This window comes from Aquimarina ulvae (assembly GCF_053613295.3).
This window is the reverse complement of record NZ_JBSIBP030000016.1, coordinates 105,723-112,587: the sequence shown is the minus strand read 5'-3', so window position 1 is coordinate 112,587 and position 6,865 is coordinate 105,723. Positions and strand designations below refer to the sequence as shown.

Annotated in this window: 9 protein-coding genes; 7 read left to right on the top strand and 2 right to left on the bottom strand. The window is 33.5% G+C overall.

All coding sequences use genetic code 11. The annotated features are described in order from the left end of the window. Positions 1 to 2,112, bottom strand: a 2,112-nt coding sequence (locus tag ACWGOQ_RS22620) for an HYR-like domain-containing protein (protein WP_458202872.1), incomplete at its 3' end; no start/stop codon positions are given. 207 nt (positions 2,113 to 2,319) lie between these two features. Beyond that, entirely contained in the window at positions 2,320 to 2,787 is a 468-nt protein-coding gene (locus ACWGOQ_RS22615) for a hypothetical protein (protein ID WP_452060017.1), read from the bottom strand. A 180-nt stretch (positions 2,788 to 2,967) separates the two neighbouring features. Here ACWGOQ_RS22615 and ACWGOQ_RS22610 point away from each other — a divergent pair, with 180 nt between their 5' ends. From ACWGOQ_RS22610 to ACWGOQ_RS22580, 7 genes are all read left to right on the top strand, one after another. Then, positions 2,968 to 3,648 carry a hypothetical protein gene (locus tag ACWGOQ_RS22610; RefSeq protein ID WP_452060016.1) on the top strand — a complete coding sequence of 227 codons (681 nt, stop codon included), beginning with the start codon at positions 2,968 to 2,970 and terminating at the stop codon, positions 3,646 to 3,648. Positions 3,649 to 3,674: 26 nt separating this feature from the next. After that, positions 3,675 to 3,836: a hypothetical protein gene (locus ACWGOQ_RS22605; protein WP_452060015.1), complete on the top strand. Its 162-nt coding sequence runs from the start codon at positions 3,675 to 3,677 to the stop codon at positions 3,834 to 3,836. 24 nt (positions 3,837 to 3,860) lie between these two features. Continuing rightward, a complete protein-coding gene (locus ACWGOQ_RS22600) occupies positions 3,861 to 4,085 on the top strand; it encodes a hypothetical protein (protein WP_452060014.1) in 225 nt (74 codons plus the stop codon). Positions 4,086 to 4,482: 397 nt separating this feature from the next. Then, positions 4,483 to 5,037: a hypothetical protein gene (locus tag ACWGOQ_RS22595; RefSeq protein ID WP_452060013.1), complete on the top strand. Its 555-nt coding sequence runs from the start codon at positions 4,483 to 4,485 to the stop codon at positions 5,035 to 5,037. 234 nt (positions 5,038 to 5,271) lie between these two features. Continuing rightward, positions 5,272 to 5,484: a hypothetical protein gene (locus ACWGOQ_RS22590; RefSeq protein ID WP_452060012.1), complete on the top strand. Its 213-nt coding sequence runs from the start codon at positions 5,272 to 5,274 to the stop codon at positions 5,482 to 5,484. Positions 5,485 to 5,964: 480 nt separating this feature from the next. Continuing rightward, positions 5,965 to 6,387: a hypothetical protein gene (locus ACWGOQ_RS22585; RefSeq protein ID WP_027393777.1), complete on the top strand. Its 423-nt coding sequence runs from the start codon at positions 5,965 to 5,967 to the stop codon at positions 6,385 to 6,387. A gap of 114 nt (positions 6,388 to 6,501) precedes the next feature. Next, a complete protein-coding gene (locus ACWGOQ_RS22580) occupies positions 6,502 to 6,846 on the top strand; it encodes a zinc-ribbon domain-containing protein (RefSeq protein ID WP_452060011.1) in 345 nt (114 codons plus the stop codon). Positions 6,847 to 6,865 lie beyond the last annotated feature (19 nt).

Here is a 6,865-nt window from a genome sequence, read left to right as displayed (position 1 = left end):
CACGGTGGGATCCGGTGATGGAATATCAGAACTACATTGTGCCGAAATAGATGCTGGGTCACTGGCCGTTGGATTGGCCGTATCGTTTATTGTAATTGTTTGTGTAACATTGATACTATTACCGGCTTCATCGGTCACGCTATAGGTTCTTGTAATAATTTCCGGATTGCTATTGCCATCACTATTATCACTCACAAAAGCTACTACTGGCGGTTCCCCACTATTATCTGCTTCATCGGTTACCACTTCAATATCTGGATCAGGCACATCAGCTGAGCATTGTACATCAATTGGTGAAGGATTACTTGCTGTTGGAGCTTCAGTATCAGAATTCGATAATGTTGTTACATCATTTATATGATAAATTTCTCCCCGATTTCCTGAAGCATCTTCTAAGAATAAATACACATCATACGTTGTACCGGGAGCTAGAGACGAAATAACCTCTGTAACATCTGTATTTTCTAAATTCATTAAAAAATCTCCATTCAATGTTGATCCTGTACCATTGAGCACATCATTGTGATCGACAAGGCCTGAAAAATTACCAGGATAAACAGCAAAATGAATCGTTCCGGCTTCGGGTCCATTGACTACTAGGGTAAACCCAGAAGTAGTTTCATTTATAGCTTGAGGATAACTATTATTCAATGGCATTGTATAATGATCTCCTCCAAAAACAACATATGCTTCACCCGTTCTATCGCTACTTCCTTCAGGTATTTCACTAGGGCTACCCATGATAAAATCTGCTATTCCGTCTCCATTGAAATCTCCTCCTCCACTAACAGGTCTTCCTATGTTTGAGGTTCTAAAACCAGGAACTATAAAACCATTTAATCCATTAAGTGTAGTATCATCAATAGGATTAGGAAAACCGGTAGTACTACCAAACACCACATACATATCTCTATCATTACCTGAACCTCCTCTATAACACGAAATAAAATCATCTATCCCATCTTGATTAACATCGCCAATAGAAGCCGAAGTCAATTGTCCGGGCAAAATAAATCCATAAGTTCCATCAGAAACACTAGCTAAGGGTATATTAGATGGAAAGGGATTCGTAGAGGCTCTACCAAAAATAGCGGCAGTCTCGGCAAAGAAATCATCGATACCATCATTGTTGACATCTCCTAAACCACCTGTAAATGCTAAAAAGTTACCTCCTGTATGATCAATTGTAAAAACTTCATTGGTCGGAGATGTTTCTAGGTTTATTCTAGGACTATAATTCTCTCTTCCATATAATAAATGTGTTCTTTCAAGGAAACTTCCAGAGTTTATGGACCAATCACCAACAATAATATCCTGATAACCGTCTGAATTAATATCTCCAGCTCCACCAACCAGAAACCCAGGAATTAAAGAAGAAGAATATCTTTCAATCGCAAAACCATTATTACCATCTAGCCAAGATGCATTAATAGTTGATGGGAAACTCTGGGATCTTCCAAAAATCACCCATACTGCTGCAGAAAAAGAAGCTCTACCAATTGCAAAGTCATCAATATCATCACCATTAATGTCGCCGAGATTGGCTATCTCATTGGCTGTATTTGCTCCTTGTATTAAGAAACCGTCAACTCCATCAGCATAATCAATATTGAAGGTAGGGTTAAATGGAGTTATCTTCCCATAAATTACCATAATATCACCTGAACTACCAATAGCTAAGTCATCAATATCATCCCCGTTTATATCCCCTAATCCTTCCACAGAATCTCCCATCCGTGTGCTCCCTTCAAGACCTTCAACAGCAAAACCATTAGTTCCATCTAGAGTCGTTATATCGAAGACATCAGGAAATCCAGTATTAGACCCAAATATAATGTATGCAGCTCCGGCCAGATCGAGTCCGTTAATATCAGCATTATTAACACCTAAAGCGATATCTTCAAAACCATCGTTGTTAATATCACCAATAAATTTAGTCTCAGCACCAAATTGAGATCCCGGATCAATACCTGGAATTCTGAATCCGTTTGTACCATTAAGAGTGGCTATATCAAAACTCGCCGGATAGTACTGCTGTGCATGGACTGGAATAAAAAACAAATTAGCGAGCACAAAACTTATTATAATCGAAAGCTTCCCCTTTTTCATCATAATTTAACTGACTTTAAATTCCTTATTTCCCAGACAAAATTAACAGCATTTTGTGAATTTGACTTCACCAAAAACAGTGTTTTTCAATAGCAAACATCCCCTGTTTTCAGGGTATGATTTTTCAAATAAGAGTTTAATTCGGGTGATTAACATCATTCTTCGTTGTACAACAAGTATCAATTAAGCAGTAATAATGCACTTCAACGTTTACTCTTTTTTAGGAGGTAGTTCTACTTCACCATCCGGATGAATCCGGCAAATAATTTTAGAAAACTGATCTATTAACTGTAAACCAAATACTACTGAGCCTTCTTTTGGTATTTTCTGAAACGCATCACTAGTAGCAATAACTTTCAAGCCGCTTAAAACTGCAGTGTAAGCATCTAGAAAACATTTCTCAATATAATCTTCATCTTCACTTGCGTAATAATCCCCTTCTTCATTAAGTGGAAAAAATGATGCTAAATCCAAAACTCCGCAAGCGCTAAAGGATGATCCCTGAGAACCTCCTCCATACCCCATAAAATCTAAATCAGGAGGAGAAGTGATTTCTCCTTGTGCTGCATAAACTATTTTTGCAACCGGTCGCAAAGGAGTATGACCCGTGTATTTTGAATCGGAAAATAACGCAAAGCTTTCTATAAGTTCAGTTTTAATCTGCTCACGAATATCCATAGTGTGATTTATATTTTTACAGTAGTTTTCGATTGTACAAAATTAAGTTTTTAAAACAACTCGTACGTCACCATTTTCAGGGTATCTATTTTCACTACAAAAGGTGTTTTCAAAAGGGTTTGTAACTAGGACCTTTATATCGGTATTTTTCAATACTATCATTATAAAACTCACAAGAACATGGAACTCAACTCGATTTTACAAAAGATAGAAGTAGCCGAACCTATTGCAATTTTAAAAAAAATAGTTACATCTAATAAATTAGCTATAGAACAAGATAATACTGAGCTGATCAGTGTGAGCGTAAGTCAATCTAATGGATTTCAAATTATTGGTAAACCCATAAAATTAGATGAAAATGGGAATTCTGTTTTAATTTCTAATTCGAATTCTATTTTATATTGTCAATTACACCATATAACAAGTCTTCAAGTTACTAAACCTGAACTTGTATGGGACATCCTAACAAATGGTGCTTATTTCACCATACCAAAAGAAGATATGCCTACTTCATTTCAGCTAAAGAAAAACTGGGCAGAATTAGAAGAATGTTGTAAGAAATCATATGATTTCATACTTCATCAAAATATTTTAAAAGCAGCAGAGCTTACCGATTTGATAAAACATCAAATGCAACAGTTGATACTCGTTTTAAAACAAACATTTGCATCAATATCTAAAGATGATATAGGTCTTGAAACATTACAACTTTTGGATAAAGTAATCATAGAAGATGGTGAAAAGGAACTTATGGTTTCTTTAGAAAATGAGAATAAACTCATAATACAAATGAATTTAAACAAAAAGTTCAAATCTAATTTAGCAGACGAGCTTCAAAAACAAATAGAATCAAAATTTTAATTTGATAATTATAAAAAATCCAGAAAATGGGACTAGCAGAAAAAAGAATAGCAAAACAATTTCAAGAGACGAATTATCCAGAACTTACAAAAGAGATTAATGAAATAGCTGGTAAATCTTTTGATTATGAAGTAGATTGGAATAGCCTTACTAAAGATGGCTACAGCCAATTTTATTTGGACGGGTAGACAAAAATTTATTTTACTCCACTGATGGAAGCACTTACAACAATCTGTGAAGATGATATGAGTAAAGAAGCAATCAATGAAAGTCTTAATAAGATTGTTATCAAAAATGAAGCTGATATTGCTAACGGTAATTCTTGGTCAAACTCAGAAAATAAAACCTTAACCTTAGATCATTCTGCAACATATAATATAAGAGAAGTAGAAGAAAGAACGGAAGGTCTAATTGAAACACTAGAAAACGGTCTTTAGTGTAAACTCCAGATAAGGATGTCCATAAAACTCAGGATATCCTTATCTGATTTTTAGAGAAATTCACAGTTTGGTTGAATAAGCAGATTCCAAGTTTACTCCACTAACAGTTAAGAAAAACACATCACACAACAACTTTTATTAATTGAAAAAAGGCATTAATGAAATTAAGCAATGTTAATTCATAATACCAGAATAACATACAAATCAAGGGAGTGGGAAGGCGTTGTTGGTTTTGGATTAATAGATAATTACCAGTGAATTTTAGGAAGAACATCAAGTTTTTTCCTTTTTTGAAGCTAAGAAATAAAGTGCTCGATTTAATTTGTTAGAATTGAAATAAGGTGCACTATAAGAGATATACCAATAAGTAATCTGTGATAAGCTTAAAGTGTCTATGAAGAAAATAACATTTATAATTTTATTAAATTTTTATTACCCTATGTTAGGACAAGAATTGCAATCCGATGAATATGTCATCGCAGTTGCCGAGCTGATAGATATTCATTCAACGGGAAAAAGGCACGATTCTCATACATTTACTTTTAGAATAAAGGAGGTTTTAAAGGGAGCAACTAGGGATACGGTATTCACCACTCAAGAGATTTTCAATGGAGGTGGGGCATCCTGTATTTTTAGAAAAACAAATTCTCTTCCTTACGAAGACAAATCTTTGCAGAGTAATAGTGTAATTATAAAATACAAAACTAGCGGTCGTTTTCCTTTAAAATGGATTGCAGAAAAGGATAGACGATTGAGTTTAGAAAGCTTAGAAACACTTTTAGAAACCTATGCAAAAAAAAATAACTTCAAAGGTAATTACAATATGCTTACTGAACTTGATGGTAAATTATTCTTTGGGGAGGATTATCAACTTAAGAAAGTAGCCGTTGAAAGTATCAAAGGCAGTAATCATTGGATCATCACAACTTTACCTACAGAAAAAGATTGAAATAACAATTTTAAAAACTAAAAAATGAAGATAACTTCTCACAGCAAAAATTCTGAACAGTCATATCTGAAAAAGTTAGAAGTTTAAAAAAAATTCTGAAGATTTCGATACTGTTAAGAATCTCATCCAATCTAAAGTTAGAGAAATGAATCAAATAAATTAACGCTAGCGAAAATAAATTGGGAAGAACAAGCTCATAATTGTTTAACTAGCTTGACAACGTTTTTTAGTAAAGTGAGCTTAGAAAGACTCAAAAACAAAGACATTGATGAAATTGGTGTGATATACCTATGTTGGAATAAGTATGGAAGCAATATTGAAGTTGACTTTATGCCTGACAATGATTTTGAAACAGCTTTTGATCAAGATTGCATAAAGAATGACTTGGCAATAAATAACGACACGTTTTTTAGAACTTACTTTGATGTAGATGGTGAAAATCCTTGAGAAACGATTATTGATGATTATCAAGAAGTTATTTTTGTATATTATTTCATTATAAAAGAAATTATTGAAACTGTCGTGGAGAAAGAAGAATTTCAAGGACTTCCGAAAAAGTCGCCTTGTCATATTGGTTTTACTTCATATCATGATGGAGGAACAAGAAATCATCGTAACTGTCATCTAATATTGTACTTCTTCTGATTAAATAACGCTGAAAACCAACAAAAAACCACTAACCTTAAAAATTTTTAAGCACTTTATTATTTTTTATAAAAAATTGATAATTAGTCAATTAAACTGCAAAAAAACCTTCTCTAATAATTTCTTTTTCTTAACACTCACTGTTTTCAGGGTACTGATTTTCACCATAAAAGGTGTTCCTTTCAGTTGATATATCCTTCATCTTTGTACCGTAGTTTTTGATCAACATTATATCAAAACACAGCATTAAACTAATTACTAACCCTATAAAACCATAAAGATATGATCTGGGGAATCTCATTAATTTTATTAAGTATTTTAGCAGTACCATCATTATTGCTTTCAAAAAAACCTAACGCAAAAGAACTTTTAGAAAAAATCGAACCTTATCAAGGATGGATAGGACTTGTTTTCTGTTTCTGGGGTGTTTGGGGAATTATTTCAGCGATCCTTAATCTAGGATGGCTTACTACATACCCTATTTGGTGGGTAACCTTATTGGCTGGAAACATCATTTCTGCAGTATTAGGATTTATGTTAGGATTTGGTCTTATCAATAAATTTTTCTTATCCAAAAATGAAGCTGCTAAAGAAAAGGCAAACGAATTAAGAGCAAAATTGGCTCCTAAGCAAGGGAAACTAGGAGTATTTGGATTAATCGTTGGTGGATGGATGATCGTAGCATCATTCCTTTTCTTTACATAAAATGTTAGTTAGTTGAAGAATGAGGAGAGAACATCGTGTTTAGAGATATCATTCTCTCCTCAATTCTGACCTACTTAAACTTCAAAAACCAAATATCAAAGTTATACGCGTGCCATGATAATCTTCGGAACAAGTTCTTCTACCATCCATCCTGCAAAACTTGATGGAGGTTGTTGTCCTTTTTGTAAGACTGAAAATCAGATGTGGATTCAGGGATATCGAAAATATTTTCACGTATTCTGGATTCCGTTCTTTCCATTGTGGAAAAAAGTCTACTCTGTTTGTAGTCACTGTAAGGGCGCTTTTGAAAAACAAGAATTCAACAACGAGAAACTAATTTCTAGTTTCGAATATTTTGAAAAAAATCAAATCAAAATTCCGTGGTTTCATTTTACGGGTATCATTATTTTATTATTACTAATTACACTGATCGCAGTGTTACCATTATTTACTAATTAAACAATTTTAAATTAGACAA

What these genes read in the sequence shown, in the direction of transcription:
- ACWGOQ_RS22595 (WP_452060013.1), top strand. Translation starts at nt 4,483, where the DNA reads ATGAAGAAAATAACATTTATAATTTTATTAAATTTTTATTACCCTATG.
- ACWGOQ_RS22585 (WP_027393777.1), top strand. Translation starts at nt 5,965, where the DNA reads ATGATCTGGGGAATCTCATTAATTTTATTAAGTATTTTAGCAGTACCA.
- ACWGOQ_RS22600 (WP_452060014.1), top strand. Translation starts at nt 3,861, where the DNA reads ATGGAAGCACTTACAACAATCTGTGAAGATGATATGAGTAAAGAAGCA.
- ACWGOQ_RS22605 (WP_452060015.1), top strand. Translation starts at nt 3,675, where the DNA reads ATGGGACTAGCAGAAAAAAGAATAGCAAAACAATTTCAAGAGACGAAT.
- ACWGOQ_RS22610 (WP_452060016.1), top strand. Translation starts at nt 2,968, where the DNA reads ATGGAACTCAACTCGATTTTACAAAAGATAGAAGTAGCCGAACCTATT.
- ACWGOQ_RS22615 (WP_452060017.1), bottom strand. Translation starts at nt 2,787, where the DNA reads ATGGATATTCGTGAGCAGATTAAAACTGAACTTATAGAAAGCTTTGCG.
- ACWGOQ_RS22580 (WP_452060011.1), top strand. Translation starts at nt 6,502, where the DNA reads ATGATAATCTTCGGAACAAGTTCTTCTACCATCCATCCTGCAAAACTT.